The sequence below is a fragment of the Anaerosporobacter mobilis DSM 15930 genome, from assembly GCF_900142955.1.
Lineage (GTDB): Bacteria > Bacillota > Clostridia > Lachnospirales > Lachnospiraceae > Anaerosporobacter > Anaerosporobacter mobilis.
This window is the reverse complement of the sequence record NZ_FRCP01000032.1, coordinates 1-16,272: the sequence shown is the minus strand read 5'-3', so window position 1 is coordinate 16,272 and position 16,272 is coordinate 1. Positions and strand designations below refer to the sequence as shown.

Here is a 16,272-nt window from a genome sequence, read left to right as displayed (position 1 = left end):
AGCCAGGATGCAACCTCCTGGCATATATATAATTTTTAGTAGTATTAGAGTTCAATTGAAATCAGAGAGGTTGCATCTCGATTTACAATTGAGGTAAAACTACTATAGCTATTCTTGCACTAGTCTTTTTTTCTTGTATCAAATAAACTACCTTATATACGGATTATGCAGTTAATTCAATTAAAACGTAAGGAGAACCTATATGGAAGAAATTAAACGACTCAGGGAAATGATGAAGTCATATACCGCTGCTGACGAGGACTTTGATAGCGATATGAATCATGGTATCAAAAAACCTTCTTTAGCCAAATATCATGAAGGTAGTAAACGAATTCATTTACCTAAAAACTTTGAAAAGATCCTACAGAATAATAATTTTTACCAATTGCTTACAGAGAGAAAATCCTGTAGAAAATATAGCTATGATACTATCTCATTACAAGAACTATCTTACTTACTCTATGCTACACAAGGAGTTAAGAAAGTGATAAAAGATCAAACAGCAACTCTTAGAAATGTACCCTCTGGTGGTGCTATCCATCCTTTTGAGACATATATCTATGCCAATAATGTAAGTGGACTTGAGGAAGGTCTTTATCACTATCTTCCTATTGAACATGAATTAGAACAACTTATTATTGCAGATTCCTTCAAGAAAACAATATCAGAAGCCTTTCTAGGACAAACGTTTTTAACAGAAGCACCCGTTTCTTTCTACTGGAGTATTCTACCATACCGCTGTGAGTGGAAGTACGCTTCTAAGGCTCATCGTGTTGCTCTTATGGATCTTGGTTGTATTTGTCAAACATTATATCTTGCTGCGGAGTCTATAGCATGCGGTACTTGCATGGTAGGTGCGTATGATCAAGAAATGGCAGATACTTTATTTGGATTCGATACCACCCCTGGAGATAATAAAGATGTAGAGTTCTTACTTGGTGGTGCTGGAGTCGGCCTCCAATAAAATACTTGCATTTACTCTTATTGTATGATATCATAGCTGACGGACTTGGAAGTGGTTTCGATTATCACAACATGTCCTCATAAGTCGCAAATTAATATGATTGCTTTTTAGAGGCTATATATTTTTCTGTTTCTGATACAAACAGACAAGTATATAGCTCTTTTTAGTGAAATCCATGATGTAATTTGTGAAATTACATCATCAATAAGAGGAGGAATCAAATGAATTCAAAACAGGAACAAATGAAGAACCGACCAATATTCCCGCTTCTTGTATCCATGGCAATTCCTATGATGTTTTCTATGCTGATTCAATCGTTGTACAACATTATTGACAGCATATTTGTTGCTAGACTTGGTAACGACGCATTAACTGCAGTTTCCCTTGTCTTTCCACTACAAAACTTAGTTATTGCCATCGCAGTAGGATTTGGTATCGGTGTTAGCTCTTGTATCTCAATTAATTTAGGTAGTAAGAATACTAAGCGTGCTAGTCAGGCTGCTTCAGTAGGAATCATATTAAGTATCGTACATTCCATACTTTTCGTAATCTTTGGTTTACTTGTAACAAAACCATTCTTACGTATGTTCTCAAGCAATGAATCTATCGTTGAAATGGGATCTGAGTACGGATATATTGTACTTTGCCTTTCTTTTGGTTGCCTTATTCAAGTTTGTATTGAGAAGATTTTTCAATCACTTGGCGAGATGTCCATCACTATGATCGTACTTGCTGTTGGTGCAATTATTAATATTATCCTTGATCCAATCTTAATCTTTGGTAAATTCGGTTTTCCAGCAATGGGAGTAACAGGTGCTGCTATTGCAACAGTAATTGGCCAAATCGCTGGTTTAATTTTATATCTTATCGTATTGGCATATAAGAAGCTTCCTATACAAGTATCCTTACGTAATGTGCATATTAATAAGCCATTAATCAAACAATTATATAGTGTTGGTGTCCCATCAAGTATTATGATGTCACTACCATCTGTCTTAGTAAGCATTCTTAATGGTATGTTAGTAAGATTCTCAGAAGTTCATGTATCTGTATTAGGTATTTACTATAAACTACAAACATTTATCTACCTTCCTGCCAATGGTATCGTTCAAGGTATGCGTCCCATTGTAGGATATAATTATGGTGCAAAACAAAAAGACAGACTTCATAAGACGTTACGTGTAAGTCTCCTTTTCGCTGCAGCCATTATGTTTATCGGAACTATCGTATCCTTATTCATACCACAGCAGATTCTTGGAATGTTTGACGCCGATGTTTCTATGTTGGAAATTGGAGTACCTGCTCTTCGTATTATCTGTCTCGGATTCTTAATATCTACTTTCGGTATTATATATTCCGGTGCATTCGAAGCCTTGGGAATGGGTTTTCAATCACTAACAATCTCTTTGCTACGTCAGTTCGTGATTATTATTCCGTTATCCTTCCTATTATCCAGATTCCTTGGAGCAACGGGGATCTGGGTATCCTTCCCGATTTCAGAGGTCATTGCTGCCATCGTTGCGATTATACTTATGAGAAAAACATTAAAATCAATATAATAAATTAAATTCTAAAAATATGAAACTTTTTAACCCTCCCAATTGTCTAATACTCAGAGCAAACAAATAACCGGTTATAAATTCTGCTTGAATGGAAATCATACGATACTCCATTAGCCTATGAATTGAGAAACTAAACAACATGTAGAAGGTGTAGTCATGAAGAAGAAATGGAACGCATGCAGGCAAGATTCTTCCGAACTGGACATTCAAAATCAAATCCAAGAGGAACTTACCACTAATTACGAAAAATATTATCGCTTAGCATATAGCTATGTAAAAAATGAAGCAGATGCAATGGATATTGTTCAAGAAGGCGCTTACAAAGCAATCTTAAATAGTAGTCAAGTGAAAGAGAAATCCTATATTGGTACTTGGATTTATCGCATCATTATTAATGAAGCCCTAAATTATATTAAAAAGTTCAAGAAACCATATACCGAACTAGAGCTTGTAACAGCACATGTTCAGGATACTTATGAAGACTTTGACCTACAGAATGCACTAGAAACACTAGAAGAGCCTGATAAGACGATTGTAAAACTTCGATTTTTTGAAGATATGCAACTTGCTGAAATAGCAGCTATCACCAGTGAAAATGTAAACACCGTAAAAAGTCGCCTTTATCGTGCCATGAAAAAACTACGCATTCTAATGGAAGAATAGGAGGTTTCCGCTTTGAAAATAGAAGAAGAAAAGCAAATTAAACCAGAGGTATTAGACAATATGAAGTTGTTAAGGGAAGATTATCAACACCTTCATATCCCGGAGGAAGGTAGAAGAATGATGGTTGAAAAGATTGAACAAGCAAAATTAGATAAAAAAAGAAAAGCATTATCACGTCGCGTACGTTTTGCTGGCGGTGCGGTAGCTGCAGCAATGGCAGTAATTGTAGCACTTCCGAACACGAATGAATCCATTGCAATGGCGATGGAAAAAATCCCCGTTATCGGATCAATTGTAAGAGTAGTGACATTCCGTGACTATGATTACAACGATGGGAATTCTGAAGCTCATGTTTCTATACCAAATATCGAAACAGATGGTTCAAATTCAGGTAATGAGGAAGCAGCAAATCAAATTAATAGCGATGTAACAGACTATACACAACAACTAATAGACCAGTTTAAAGCAGATGCCAAAGATTATTATGGTAGCGAAGGCTATAAAGGTCTTGATGTAAGCTATGATGTTATTACTGATACAGAGGACTGGTTTACGCTTCGTATCACTGTACTCGAAACAGCCGCTAGTGGATACCAATATTACCGTTTCTATCACATAGATAAGAAAACAAATTCTGTGGCTACATTATCTACAGTCTTCAAAGATGATGTTGATTATATCACTCCAATTAGTGAGAACATCAAAGAGCAGATGCGCGCCAATACAAACGAAGAGGACGGAACTGTGTACTTCCTAGATCAAGAGGATACGGAAACGAATTTCAAAGAAATCAAAGCAGATCAAAACTTCTACTTTAACTCAAGCAATGATTTAGTTATTGTATTTGATGAATATGAAGTAGCTCCAGGATCAATGGGTAATCCAGAGTTTGTAATTCCTAATTCAGTGATTAGTGGTCTTTTAAAGTAAATAACCAAATCCTCGCACTAAGCAATTATCCACTCTAAATGATATTTTATATGTGCGTAGTAAACAAAAACCGAAGGGAATCTAAACCCTTCGGTTTTGTCTGTATTATTAAGTATGCAATAATAAAGTATTTATACAACCTAAAGGGAAGTAAATTTCATGCCTTTCGTTAATCTTAATTTGGAATATGATAAACCTCTATTATACTTCCTATCTTACGACTTCGTAAGATAGCTCTACAAACTGATTGAAACGATTTATGTTTTTTAATGTCAAAGATGTTTGAAAATCATTATTTTTGAATAAAGGAATACCTTTGCCCAGTAATGTCGGAGCAATATTGATAATTATTTCATCTACTAATTTTTCTTTGATAAAAGTGCTGAGTAATTCTCCACCCCCAACAAGCCAGATATTCTTACCATTCTTATTTTTTAAGTCTTGTAAAAACTGAACAATATTTTTATCAATAAAAGTTACATGCTCATTGTCCTCTTTCTTGGTTTTGGAAAAAACATAACATTCTTTTCCTTGGTACGGGAATCTTCCATTTTCATGTTCAATAATCCAATCATAAGTGATTCGCCCGATCAGAATTGTATCTATTGTGTCATAGAATTTGGAGTAACCGTTATCTCCTTCTCCATCAATCGAAAATAGCCAATCCAAATTATGTTCATTTGTAGCAATATATCCATCTAAACTTGAAGCAATATACAACACTAATTTACGTTGTTCCATCTTATAAAGCCTCCAAACTCATTTTATTAGTAGAGTAGAAAGAAAAATTAAATATATCTACACTACACATTCTTATTTTTAAATAATACCATAAACAAGTATTAAAATATAGCGACCATAATTTATGCACTTCTTCCCCAATAACCAACTTTGTCTACAACCTAAATCGAAGGGAATATACCCCTCCGTTTTCTATAACTTTAAAATGATAATAATTCACTTTTAATTGCTGGGGAAGTGATAAAAGTCCTTTGAGCTTTATCAAGACCAAGACAAGTTATTAATAATAATCTCCACATTACATACTATATATCCAATTATGACTGTATTTTTTTTCTTTGATCTACACTAGAATCTATTTATACTTAATCAAATAGATTCAAAATAACTAGGAGGTATTACTATGTCATCACAAAATCTTAAGGCTGCTGCCGTGTTCAGCAATCATATGGTTTTACAACGTGATAAGAGCATTTGTATCTGGGGTACTTATAAATCAGAACCTACTAACAATGTTATTACCATAGAACTGGCATCAAATAAAACAAAGACAACGATTCATGAAGGTACTTGGTCCGCTGAATTACCACCAATGCAAGCTGGTGGCCCTTATGTAATGACAATTACAGATGGTATCGAAACAATTACATATACCGATATTATGATTGGTGAGGTTTGGTTAGCTGGTGGCCAATCAAATATGGAATTAAAGCTTCAAGACAGTAAGAATGGTAAGGAAGTGGTTGCATCTGTTGATCCAACCTTATCAAGTAAAATTCGATTCTATAACGTTCCTCAGCAAAGTTACTTTAGTGAAGATTTTTATACGGTAGAAGAAGCAACATCTTGGGAACTCTGTACACCAGAAACCTGTGGTACTTGGTCTGCTGTTGCTTATTACTTCGAAAAAAATCTTGCTACAACCTTAGACGTAACCGTAGGTATCATCGGTTGTAACTGGGGTGGTACCTCCGCTTCTGTTTGGACAAGTAAAGAATATCTAGAAAAAGATGAAGATTCAAGAACTTATCTTGATGAGTACGAGAAAGAATATAGCCAATTTAATAGCTATGATGAATATTGTTCTGCTGTAGAGGAATATGATGCTTGGTATGCTATTTGGCAAAAGAAAGTCGAAGAACTGTATGCTACAGACCCAGATATTCTTTGGTCTAAAGTACAAGAAATAGCTGGTATGAATCGTTGGCCAGGCCCAATTGGTCCCAAAGCATTCTTTAGGCCAGGAGGTCTATATGAAACAATGCTTTCACGAGTATCCCCATATACCCTACGTGGTTTTATCTACTATCAAGGAGAACAAGATGACTGTAAACCTACCATCTACGGGAAGATGTTACGCCTTTTAATTTCTCAGTGGAGAAATGACTGGAAAGATGATACGTTACCTTTCCTTCTTGTTCAACTTCCAATGTTTATCAACCAAGAAGAGGAAGATAAGAAGAATTGGCCGCAAATTCGTGAGCATCAGATGATCACTCACCAAACCATTAAGAATACTGGAATAGCCGTTATTTCAGATCTTGGTGAATACAATAATATTCATCCGCTTGAGAAAGAAGAAGTTGGAAGACGTCTTGCGCTCCAAGCCTTCTATCATGTGTACGGTATGGAAGTACCTGCATATGGACCAATCTATAAGAATCGTATTATCCGTGAAAATAGTATTGAATTGCGCTTTGAACATGCCAATGATGGCTTCTTAGTGAAAGGAGATTCTATTATTGGTTTTGAAATTGCAGGTGAGAATAAAGAATATGTTAGTGCAACAGCAACCATCGAAGGCAATCGTATCTTCGTTTCATCTGATGAAGTAACTGAGCCAAGATATGTTCGCTATAACTGGACGAATTATGGACCAGTTACCTTATATGGCAAGAATGGAATACCAATGTCAACATTTCGTACCAACCGAGATGCTTAATATCTTACCACTCAGCCTTAATACTTAGTTCATACCTACCTTTATATAGTTAAGAAGTGCGTAATCCTCTAAAACTACGCACTTCTTTTTTTATTTTCTTTTACTAGATATCATAACTTCCCCACACTCTCTTTATACTAACTTCCCACCCCTTCTCATTTGAATAATCATATGTCTATTTGGTGTAGAATATATAACAAGACAATTTAAAAACTTTGTAAATTTACTATTGCATTTTTAAATTATAGGTGTTATATTAGTTATAGAACAAACAAGGATTTTAATTTTCCTTTATTAATAGAAGAAGGAGGAATCACAATGAATATAAATAAATTTACTCAAAAATCAATGGAAACAGTTCAAAACTGTGAAAAACTTGCTTATGAATACGGACATCAAGAAATTGACCAAGAACATTTTCTATATAGTATTCTTACCATTGATGATAGTTTAATAAGAAAATTACTAGAAAAGATGGATATCAATACCGATGTCTTCGAAGCACAGGTAAGAGGACTACTTGAGAAAAGACCAAAGGTTAGCGGCAACATTCAAGTTTATATCAGCAATGGATTAAATAAAGTATTAATTTATGCTGAAAATGAAGCAAAAGCCATGGGTGATGAATATGTTTCTGTAGAACATCTATTCCTAAGCTTATTAAAGCAACCAAATAAGGACCTTAAAGACTTATTCAAGGACTTTGGAATCACTCGTGATAACTTTCTTCAAGCACTTTCCAGTGTACGAGGCAATAAGAAAGTTACTAGCGATACACCAGAAGATACGTATGATACGCTTAACAAATACGGTTATGATCTTGTTGAACGTGCCAAAGAACAAAAATTAGACCCTGTAATCGGTCGTGATAGCGAGATTCGTAACGTAATCCGTATCTTATCTCGTAAATCGAAGAATAATCCAGTACTCATTGGCGAACCTGGTGTTGGTAAAACAGCAGTCGTTGAGGGGCTAGCCCAACGTATCGTACGTGGAGACGTTCCACAAGCTCTTAAGAATAAGAGATTATTTGCTCTTGATATGGGCTCTTTAGTAGCTGGTGCTAAGTACCGTGGTGAGTTTGAAGAACGTCTAAAAGCAGTTCTTGAAGAAGTAAAGAATAGTGATGGACAGATTATTCTATTCATCGATGAACTTCATACTATTGTAGGTGCTGGTAAAACCGAAGGTTCTATGGACGCCGGTAATATGTTAAAACCTATGCTTGCAAGAGGTGAATTACACTGTATCGGTGCTACTACGCTTAATGAATATCGTATGTATATTGAGAAAGATGCAGCCCTTGAACGTCGTTTCCAACCTGTTATGGTAGATGAACCTACGGTTGAAGATACCATCTCTATTCTAAGGGGTCTGAAAGAACGTTATGAAGTATTCCATGGTGTTAAGATTACCGATGCTGCATTAGTATCTGCTGCCACTTTAGCAGATCGATATATTACAGACCGTTTCTTACCTGATAAGGCAATCGACCTTGTTGATGAAGCTTGTGCCCTTATTAAGACCGAACTTGATTCTCTCCCTACTGAACTCGATGACGTACAAAGACGTATTATGCAAATGGAGATTGAGGAAGCTGCTCTTAAGAAAGAAACGGATCGATTAAGTATGGAACGTCTTGATACCTTACAAAAAGAATTAGCTGAACTACGTGAAGAGTTTGCTAGTCAGAAGGCAATTTGGGATAATGAAAAAGCTTCTGTAGAAAAAGTTCAGAAATTAAAAGAAGAATATGAATCCCTTAAGAATGAAATTGAGGTTGCTAAACGTAATTACGATCTAAACCGTGCTGCCGAACTTCAATATGGTCAGCTACCAGCACTCGAGAAGCAATTAGAGGACGAAGAAAACAGGGTGAAATCTGAGGAGCATACTCTTATCCATGAGAATGTGTCTGATGAAGAAATTGCTCGTATCATCTCTAGATGGACAGGAATTCCTGTTGCTAAGTTAACAGAGAGCGAACGAAATAAGACACTTCACCTCGATGATGAACTTCACAAACGAGTTGTTGGTCAAGATGAAGGTGTTACCAAAGTTTCTGAAGCTATCTTACGTTCTAAGGCAGGTATTAAAGACCCAACCAAACCAATTGGTTCCTTCTTATTCCTTGGTCCTACTGGCGTTGGTAAAACAGAACTTGCCAAGGCACTTGCTGCTGGCCTATTCGACAATGAACAGAATATGGTTCGTATCGATATGAGTGAATACATGGAGAAATACTCTGTATCAAGATTAATAGGAGCGCCTCCAGGATATGTTGGGTATGACGAAGGTGGCCAATTAACAGAAGCTGTTAGACGTAAGCCTTATTCCGTAATCTTATTTGATGAAATTGAGAAAGCCCATCCGGATGTATTCAACGTATTATTACAAGTACTTGATGATGGACGTATAACAGACTCTCAAGGCCGTACTGTAGATTTTAAGAATACCATTATTATACTAACCTCTAATATCGGATCTAGTTATCTATTAGAAGGTATTGACGACAATGGTGATATTAATCCACAGAATGTAAACTTGGTTATGGAGGACTTACGAGCTCATTTCCGCCCAGAGTTTCTGAACAGACTCGATGAGATTATTATGTTCAAACCATTAACCAAAGGCAATATCCATAACATCATAGACCTTTTAATCAAAGACCTTAACAAACGTCTTGAGGACAAAGAACTTCACCTAGAACTTACAGAAGCTGCAATAGACTTCATAACAGAAGAAGCTTACGATCCTTTATACGGTGCTAGACCATTAAAACGTTATCTACAAAAACATGTGGAAACACTTACTGCTAAACTAATTCTAAGCGACGCCGTTCATCAAACAGATACGATTGTAATTGATGTAGAGAATGGTGCACTAACGGCTAGAAGAAAATCTTAGTATTGCAAGATGAAACACCCCCGAATAGGATACTTTCTATTCAGGGGTGTTAATTTTTATTGCTTATTTCCTACATAAGAATCATATACTTGTTGTAACTCCTCATAGATTTCCCGCCCAGTCTTTTCCTCGACACTATCAACCCGTAACAGAATTGGCGGAAATTTGTTTGCTAGATTACTTTGTATGGCTTTTTGCTTAACTGGAGGTAAGGACTCTAAGAATGCGTTGATATCTGTCAGATACAGTCCGATACATTCTTTTCCTAGTATCTTACCTATAACAATTTCTTTAATATTATCATAAGTAACAAACCCTACTGAAGTGGCTGTGGATGTATCCTCTACCCCATTCTCTTTAATAATGAATAATGGCTTTCTCTTCATAACTCTTATGAACTGTACAACTGTACAAATCAAAAAGAAAAAGCTTCCCAATCCTCCCATAACATCAAAGAGAATATTTTCTTCAACGATTCCCATATACAAAAGTACTCCTGATGCACCTGTCATTAAAATTGCTTGTCCAAGAAGTTTATAAGCTTGTTTTTTCTTTTCAAATATTACCAAATCCTTCATCCCTTACCTCCATATGCATATTCTTTTAGCTTTAATCCCATGTATAATAAGACCTCGACACGATAAAGCTAATGGAGTGTGAACTACTTTCACTCATAATTACCTCTATCTGTACCAACATAATTTAGTCTGTTATATTTGATTATTACCAAATATACGTATTTTTCGTATAATTTATTATTTTATCACATTAATGCCACATTTCATAGTTATAGTAGTATGTAATATTATTCCATCAATACACATAAAATAACGAATAACAGAAAGGGCAATACATATGAAAATCAAAAAAATTTCTATCAGTGCATTACTCTGCCTTAGTCTAATGATACATACAGTCCCTTATACTAACCTACCTAGTGTAAGCGCTAGGGCTTTAGAATCTGTCTCGACATCGGAGAAGATTCCCCCAGATACCTCCGATTATAACGCCAGAGAGATTATCGTTAGCTACAAACATTCTGTTTCTGCTGACCAAACATTTCGTACACTATCAAAGGATAAGTCTACTCGAGTTGAGGCAATAGATGACAATCTATTTCTTGTAACTGCTAAAGATGACAGTACCTTAAAGGAGAAATTAGAAGAGTACTCTACAGATCCTAACGTTGCGTCTATACAACCTAATTATACATATCAATTACTTGGCCAGACAAGTGAACCTGATTATAGTAAACAATGGTGGACACATAATGATGGTTCCTTTACCTATAACTCCTACTTTGATTATCCAATTGATACCACTAGTCTCAAGTATTCAAGGTATGCCAAGTATAACGTTACAGCCACTTCTGGTATTGATATTAATATTGAACCAGCATGGTCTCAGTTTTCCAATGGCCGCCCTGTTACCATTGCAATTGTAGATACAGGAATTGATATTACTCACCCTGATTTACAAGGGATTATCTACACCAATACCGCAGAGATTCCAGGGGATAGAATTGATAACGATGCGAACGGTTACATAGATGATGTTAACGGTTGGAATTTTGTTGATAAGAATAATGATGTTACTGACTATGAAAGTTCTAGTGAAGAGAACGATCATGGAACCCATTGTGCTGGTATTATCGGCGCCGGTGTGAATTCCACCGGTATAGCAGGAGTTGCATCTAACACTAATATCAAAATCCTTCCAGTTAAAGTGTTAGGTGGAAAAGATGGATATGGATCGACTGTTGATATTGTAGCTGGTATCAAATATGCACAAAAGATGGGCGCTCAGATTTGCAACTTAAGTCTTGGTTATGAAGCTACAAAAACCAATTCCTCTGTCGATTCAATCTTAAAGAAAACAATATCAGAATCAAATATGGTCTTCGTTATTGCCTCTGGTAATGGTGATCGCAATTATAATGGAATAAACAATGATATTACCCCTACCTATCCAGCTTCATATGATTGTAATAACATAATATCCGTCGCAAATTTAACTCCCACAGGTACTCTAAATGCCAGTTCTAATTATGGTCTTAAGAGTGTCGATATTGCTGCTCCTGGTACTTGTATCTATAGTACAATTACAGAGAATAGCTATGATTATTTTACAGGAACATCAATGAGTGCTCCAATGGTAGCTGGTGGCTTAGCAGAGATATACTCTTACTACACAGATGTAACTATGTTACAAGCATCAAAAATTCTTCTTGAAACCGCTAAACCCGTATCTGCATTAAGCGGTAAGATATCCACCGGTGGAATGCTAGACATATATGGAGCATTGACTCGTGATTCTAGCACAATAATAGTAGATAATAATGCACCAATTATACATAGTAAAATAACTAACCTACCAAACACTTACAAGAAAAATCTAGTATTAACGGTAAGTGATCCAGACCATGATCTGTCTAAGGTATGTTATGCAAAAGGAGAACAAACAGCCTCCTACTTTGCCTCTGGTAGTAAAGGTACAAGGTTAATTGTATTAGGAAATACGGCCACTATATCCAAAATAGATACTACCACCACTTTCACAATCTATGCCATTGATAATTTTGGCAATGAGACAGTGTTAGTTGTTCCTGTAACCATCAGCACCCCAACAAGCATAACATTATCTGCTTCTAAGAAAACGCTAATAGTAGATAAGACCTTTACTTTAAAGGCTGTACCCGATATAAAATGTTCTATTACGTTTACCAGTTCGAATAAATCCGTAGCTAAAGTCAATTCCAAGGGTGTTGTAACTGCCAAAAAACAAGGCAGCTGCAAGATATCTGCCACTACTGATAATGGTATTAGCGCTTCTTGTAATGTAACAGTTAAGAAATAATTACATATCACCAGCTGAATTAACTATATATATGGGTACTGCCAATAATTGAAGTGAAGCTATGAAGAAACTATATATCATGTCAATTAGTCTATTACTTTGATGCAAAGGACTTATCCTCTACCGTTAACATCCTATTATCCTCAATTGGACGTTATTATAATTTTGATAGTATCGGAATTAGAGAGTACACAGTAGATAACAAATATATCATTAACACCTATCAATAGAAACAACTCTATACTAACTTTTTATAATCAAAAAAAGGACTGCTCATACTCCTATTCAATCAATGGTTTTATTATATGATGGAATATTATGTATCAGTCCTTTATTTTTTATATATAATCTTCTATTTATAATCCTTTGCTTATGCAGTTATCTCCCTATATCTCTTGAAGAAGCAGATATGCCACTCTCCAAAGTCTATTCCTTCCCTATACAGTAACGTCTATTTCCAAACCCAATACATTCCCTTATCTAAGCAGTAATGTCCTTTGTATTATATTGTATATATGCTATGACAATACCAGCTAAGGTTAAGAATATACCTATTATTAAATAATTAACGTCTATTTTACCTACGGATAAGATATCAGACGCATCTGTATAGCTAAAAGGTGTAAGGTATTTTACAAGTTTTGCTTTATCACTAATATTAGCAATAATATTAAGGAAATAGAACATGGCAGCTAACCCGAGTCCTATACCAAGGCTTCCCCTTCTAATAAATGCCGAGATTCCATAACAAATGCTGGCAATTTCTAATTGTAACATATAATTTGCTACATGATAGAGTAGAAAATGCCCCCATTCAATCTTTTCACCTAGTATTGCTATTCCTATACAAGATAACAGGAAGAAAACAATATTGAATATAGCAAGCTGAGTAATAATAGAAAGTAATTTCTCCGTAATAACACGAACACGACTGATCGGGTGTGTTAATAGGAATTCTGCTGTTCGACTTCCCTCCTCCTTACTAAGCATATTAATAGCCAGCAACGAGGCTAAAAAGGCTCCACCAATTCCTAATATATTGCCACATTCAATTCCATAGAATCCTGTTATAGTTCCCATACTCATCTGATCCATTCCAAATGCTTTGGTGAAATTCCCCATCGATGCAAACACCTCATCCATTTCTCCAACCATGGATTTCATCTCAGAAAACAATAGTAAACAGATAAAACTCATAAAACTAACCGATAATGTCCATATAAGTAATATCTTTCTATTTTGTTTCATTTCTTGCCTATAAACTACCATTATTGCTCCTCCCCATTTACATAATAGTGCATAAATATTTCTTCCAAATCTGGTTCTGTTATTCGTATATCCTGTATTGTAAATTGACTTATAATATGTAACAATTCATTTATATCACCAGTATATAAAAACTCTATTCCTCTATTACTAGTTTGTAAATCCTCTAGTGGGCTGCTTAACTGTTCTATAATGTTAGGATAGACTTTCTCAGCACCTGTTATGTGGATTCTTCTTGTATTAGTCTTTGATAACGCTTCTACCGTATCACACACAATTATCTTGCCTTCACGTATAATTGCCGCCTTCGTACAATAATGTTGAATCTCAGATAATACATGAGAAGATAAGAAAATCGTAGCACCGGAGGTATGCTTCTCCTCTAGCAAAGCAAAGAATTCTTTCTGCATGAGAGGATCTAAGCCGCTAGTTGGTTCATCTAATATATATAGCTTAGGATTATGTTGCATCGCACATACAATAGAAACCTTTTTTCGATTTCCTAGTGATAGCTCTTCTACTTTCTTCTTCACGTCAAGTTTAAGTCTATCACATAGTATATTTGCTTCACTGCTACAATCCATCTTATGTAGGTCGGCAGAGTATTTAATAATCTCCGCGACACGCATTCCATTATAGAACATTGCCTCAGAAGGCATATATCCAATGTCATTAAGAATCTTAGTCCGATTTGACCTTGCCTCCATATCAAATACACGGGCCATTCCTGACGTTGGTGTAATAAGACCTAATAATGACCTAATTGTTGTACTCTTACCTGCACCGTTCGGTCCAATGAAGCCAAATATTTCTCCTTCCTCCACTGTGAGGTTAATATCTGTGATACCTCTTGCTTTTCCATAAAATTTTGTTAAATTGGCAGTTTCAATACATTTAGCCATCTTATACTCCTCCTATTATTAATTTGAAGATTGCTTGAATTCATTAAGTAATTGATTCAATTCATTAGTATCGTCTTTATAGAATAAATTAAGACATATCCACAGCATTGGAAAATATACAATCATGGTTATAACAAATACAATCATAACCCATATAGGTGTATTGTTGAACCAACCTAATATCATCTGCGACAACAAAAGTATTACTATAGGTCCGATATTCCATAACACAATGCAAATCTTATATTGAGACTTCTTATATACCCGATTACCAAGAAACAATGCTTTTTGGAACCATGCTATTATATAACCAACAATCCACATTTGTAATATGAATTTGAAAGGGACACTGTCTACATGATTCATCCAACCCAAAAAGCCAAATACAAAAATTATAGCTAATCCATGTACAGATCCAAAAAATTCGACATCCATCTCATTCTTAATATAATGTTTAATTCTCTCCATTCAAGCACCTCCTAAAATCTTTAGCATATCTTCGGGATATGATGATATGTTCTTGATTATCTAGGGTCGCATCTATCTTATTACCCACGTTACTCCTCAAGGACTGAATCTTATTAATATTCACTATAACCGACTTATTGCATCGAAAAAAACGCCTATCAGATACTACACTTTCTAATTCATTAAGCGTATGTTTTGTTTCATAGGAATTTTTTTTAGTATACGCAAAGACTGTATTATCCACACTTTCAAAATAATAGATATCATTTTGAAGGAGAATATATTGTTCTTTATCTATCGATCCTAAAATTGGAGGTACTTGTACACTCATATACTCAATTATATCTTTAACCTGTTTTGTCATAACTTTATAACGAATAATAACTTCGTCCTCACCAGATTCTATCTTCTCTGTATGTACTAACATTTATCCCCACCTCCTGAACTCAGTATATCACTATTAACTAAAATCACAACCCCTATTCAAGTAAGATGCATTTTCTAGTTTCTAAGATACATAATGCGTTTATGTACTTATTTTTTTCAATATATCTTTCTTACTATATTGAATTGAGTATAAAATATCTTGATTAAAAGAGAAATTATTTCTTATGCTGAAACAGGAAGGAGTTTATGAAATTAAAACCTCTATGAAAATAAGGCATCTATAAAAAGCCATACAATAATGAAATAACAGTATTGGTGGTAGTAGTACAGTGATAAAAGCACCAGTAATAATAAACAAAAAGCTCTAATCCTTGTTAAAACAAGAACTAGAGCTTTCTCTAAGAGAGGCGACAGACAGATTTGAACTGTCGATCAGGGTGTTGCAGACCCATGCCTTACCACTTGGCTATGTCGCCATATTAAATTTACTTTATTATTATATTATACTAGAACCAATTTTATTCGTCAATTCTAAATTAATATAATCAGTGACTCCAAGAGAATCTTGACCAGGGGTTCAAATCCCCAATGCAAATCTTCTTTTTGTCTAGTGACTCCAAGGGGATTTGAACCCCTGTTACCGCCGTGAAAGGGCGGTGTCTTAACCGCTTGACCATGGAGCCA

13 protein-coding genes and 2 tRNA genes are annotated in these 16,272 nt (G+C 35.2%); 7 read left to right on the top strand and 8 right to left on the bottom strand.

Features of this window, described 5'->3' with window-relative positions:
- Nucleotides 1-202: 202 nt before the first annotated feature.
- From BUB90_RS22640 to BUB90_RS22625, 4 genes are all read left to right on the top strand, one after another.
- Nucleotides 203-964: a SagB/ThcOx family dehydrogenase gene (locus BUB90_RS22640; protein WP_073291880.1), complete on the top strand. Its 762-nt coding sequence runs from the start codon at nt 203-205 to the stop codon at nt 962-964.
- Nucleotides 965-1,185: 221 nt separating this feature from the next.
- Complete coding sequence (locus BUB90_RS22635) at nt 1,186-2,523, top strand: MATE family efflux transporter (RefSeq protein ID WP_073291877.1); 1,338 nt, start codon at nt 1,186-1,188, stop codon at nt 2,521-2,523.
- 159 nt (nt 2,524-2,682) lie between these two features.
- The gene (locus BUB90_RS22630; RefSeq protein WP_073291874.1) at nt 2,683-3,189 is read left to right on the top strand and encodes an RNA polymerase sigma factor; all 507 of its coding nucleotides are present in this window, start codon (nt 2,683-2,685) and stop codon (nt 3,187-3,189) included.
- A 12-nt stretch (nt 3,190-3,201) separates the two neighbouring features.
- Nucleotides 3,202-4,119: an RsiV family protein gene (locus tag BUB90_RS22625; protein ID WP_073291872.1), complete on the top strand. Its 918-nt coding sequence runs from the start codon at nt 3,202-3,204 to the stop codon at nt 4,117-4,119.
- A gap of 210 nt (nt 4,120-4,329) precedes the next feature.
- Here BUB90_RS22625 and BUB90_RS22620 read toward each other — a convergent pair whose 3' ends face one another.
- Nucleotides 4,330-4,860, bottom strand: coding sequence for a dihydrofolate reductase family protein (locus BUB90_RS22620; protein ID WP_073291871.1), 531 nt, complete (start codon nt 4,858-4,860; stop codon nt 4,330-4,332).
- Nucleotides 4,861-5,263: 403 nt separating this feature from the next.
- On the opposite strand from BUB90_RS22620, the gene BUB90_RS22615 reads away from it, so the two are divergent.
- Complete coding sequence (locus tag BUB90_RS22615; RefSeq protein ID WP_073291868.1) at nt 5,264-6,802, top strand: sialate O-acetylesterase; 1,539 nt, start codon at nt 5,264-5,266, stop codon at nt 6,800-6,802.
- 318 nt (nt 6,803-7,120) lie between these two features.
- Nucleotides 7,121-9,709, top strand: a complete 2,589-nt coding sequence (gene clpB / locus BUB90_RS22610) for an ATP-dependent chaperone ClpB (RefSeq protein WP_073291866.1) — start codon at nt 7,121-7,123, stop codon at nt 9,707-9,709.
- 56 nt (nt 9,710-9,765) lie between these two features.
- Here clpB and BUB90_RS22605 read toward each other — a convergent pair whose 3' ends face one another.
- Nucleotides 9,766-10,287: an STM3941 family protein gene (locus BUB90_RS22605; RefSeq protein ID WP_073291863.1), complete on the bottom strand. Its 522-nt coding sequence runs from the start codon at nt 10,285-10,287 to the stop codon at nt 9,766-9,768.
- Nucleotides 10,288-10,564: 277 nt separating this feature from the next.
- On the opposite strand from BUB90_RS22605, the gene BUB90_RS22600 reads away from it, so the two are divergent.
- Complete coding sequence (locus tag BUB90_RS22600; protein ID WP_073291861.1) at nt 10,565-12,565, top strand: S8 family serine peptidase; 2,001 nt, start codon at nt 10,565-10,567, stop codon at nt 12,563-12,565.
- Between the two features lie 480 nt (nt 12,566-13,045).
- On the opposite strand, the gene BUB90_RS22595 is transcribed toward BUB90_RS22600, so the two are convergent.
- From BUB90_RS22595 to BUB90_RS22570, 6 genes are all read right to left on the bottom strand, one after another.
- Complete coding sequence (locus BUB90_RS22595; RefSeq protein ID WP_073291859.1) at nt 13,046-13,834, bottom strand: ABC transporter permease subunit; 789 nt, start codon at nt 13,832-13,834, stop codon at nt 13,046-13,048.
- The gene (locus BUB90_RS22590) at nt 13,834-14,733 is read right to left on the bottom strand and encodes an ABC transporter ATP-binding protein (protein ID WP_073291857.1); all 900 of its coding nucleotides are present in this window, start codon (nt 14,731-14,733) and stop codon (nt 13,834-13,836) included. Before BUB90_RS22590 ends, BUB90_RS22595 begins: the two co-directional genes overlap by 1 nt.
- An 18-nt stretch (nt 14,734-14,751) precedes the next feature.
- A complete protein-coding gene (locus tag BUB90_RS22585; protein WP_073291855.1) occupies nt 14,752-15,201 on the bottom strand; it encodes a hypothetical protein in 450 nt (149 codons plus the stop codon).
- Entirely contained in the window at nt 15,188-15,628 is a 441-nt protein-coding gene (locus tag BUB90_RS22580) for a LytTR family DNA-binding domain-containing protein (RefSeq protein WP_073291853.1), read from the bottom strand. Before BUB90_RS22580 ends, BUB90_RS22585 begins: the two co-directional genes overlap by 14 nt.
- A gap of 365 nt (nt 15,629-15,993) precedes the next feature.
- A tRNA-Cys gene (locus tag BUB90_RS22575) sits at nt 15,994-16,064 on the bottom strand.
- Nucleotides 16,065-16,199: 135 nt separating this feature from the next.
- Nucleotides 16,200-16,271, bottom strand: a tRNA-Glu gene (locus BUB90_RS22570).
- Nucleotide 16,272 lies beyond the last annotated feature (1 nt).

What these genes read in the sequence shown, in the direction of transcription:
- clpB (WP_073291866.1), top strand. Translation starts at nt 7,121, where the DNA reads ATGAATATAAATAAATTTACTCAAAAATCAATGGAAACAGTTCAAAAC.
- BUB90_RS22580 (WP_073291853.1), bottom strand. Translation starts at nt 15,628, where the DNA reads ATGTTAGTACATACAGAGAAGATAGAATCTGGTGAGGACGAAGTTATT.
- BUB90_RS22585 (WP_073291855.1), bottom strand. Translation starts at nt 15,201, where the DNA reads ATGGAGAGAATTAAACATTATATTAAGAATGAGATGGATGTCGAATTT.
- BUB90_RS22605 (WP_073291863.1), bottom strand. Translation starts at nt 10,287, where the DNA reads ATGAAGGATTTGGTAATATTTGAAAAGAAAAAACAAGCTTATAAACTT.
- BUB90_RS22635 (WP_073291877.1), top strand. Translation starts at nt 1,186, where the DNA reads ATGAATTCAAAACAGGAACAAATGAAGAACCGACCAATATTCCCGCTT.
- BUB90_RS22630 (WP_073291874.1), top strand. Translation starts at nt 2,683, where the DNA reads ATGAAGAAGAAATGGAACGCATGCAGGCAAGATTCTTCCGAACTGGAC.
- BUB90_RS22615 (WP_073291868.1), top strand. Translation starts at nt 5,264, where the DNA reads ATGTCATCACAAAATCTTAAGGCTGCTGCCGTGTTCAGCAATCATATG.
- BUB90_RS22590 (WP_073291857.1), bottom strand. Translation starts at nt 14,733, where the DNA reads ATGGCTAAATGTATTGAAACTGCCAATTTAACAAAATTTTATGGAAAA.
- BUB90_RS22600 (WP_073291861.1), top strand. Translation starts at nt 10,565, where the DNA reads ATGAAAATCAAAAAAATTTCTATCAGTGCATTACTCTGCCTTAGTCTA.
- BUB90_RS22595 (WP_073291859.1), bottom strand. Translation starts at nt 13,834, where the DNA reads ATGGTAGTTTATAGGCAAGAAATGAAACAAAATAGAAAGATATTACTT.
- BUB90_RS22640 (WP_073291880.1), top strand. Translation starts at nt 203, where the DNA reads ATGGAAGAAATTAAACGACTCAGGGAAATGATGAAGTCATATACCGCT.
- BUB90_RS22620 (WP_073291871.1), bottom strand. Translation starts at nt 4,860, where the DNA reads ATGGAACAACGTAAATTAGTGTTGTATATTGCTTCAAGTTTAGATGGA.